Annotated in this window: 1 pseudogene; it reads right to left on the bottom strand. The window is 69.4% G+C overall.

The features are described from left to right. A pseudogene (locus PYV55_RS16005) lies at positions 1 to 542 on the bottom strand (IS3-like element ISAzo10 family transposase); the annotation flags it as partial.

The raw sequence follows: 542 nt of genomic DNA, 5'->3' as shown, positions 1-542 counted from the left end.
CGTAGTGGGCGGGCGCACGGCCTTGGGCGCCTTGGCGCGCCCACGGTGGGCGTTTTGCCCCGCATCGCGCAGCACCCGGGCAAAGCTGGACTCGCTGGCCAGGTAGATGCCTTCATCGGCCAGCATGGGCACGATGCGCGCTGGCGGCACGGCGCAAAAGCGCGGCTCGTTGGCCACGGCAAGCAGCCGCGCACGCTCGGCCTCGCTCAGGGCATGGCTGGGCGTCGGGCGCACGGCCAGCGGCCTGCCATCGCCCGCCGTGAGGCCTTTGCGGGCCTTCCAGCGCTGCAGGGTGCGCTCATCGATGCCGGCGACCTCGCAGGCCAGGCGCAGTCGCGCGCCTGCGCTGTGGGCAATCTCGATGTCTCGGGCCAGCGTCTGGCGATCTTCGAGGCCGATCATTCGTCCTCGCCCTTGTGGAAGATCGCCTCGACTTTTTTTGACAAGACCAGCAAGGCGGCGGTCTCGGCCAGGGCGCGCTCCTTGCGCAGCAGGTCGCGTTCGAGTTCCTTGATGCGTTTTTTGTCGGCTCGCGTGGCCTG

This window comes from Extensimonas soli, assembly GCF_029211265.1.
In the GTDB taxonomy this organism is placed as follows: domain Bacteria; phylum Pseudomonadota; class Gammaproteobacteria; order Burkholderiales; family Burkholderiaceae_C; genus Extensimonas; species Extensimonas soli.
The sequence above is the reverse complement of the archived record's forward strand: the minus strand, read 5'-3'. Positions and strand labels throughout refer to the sequence as shown.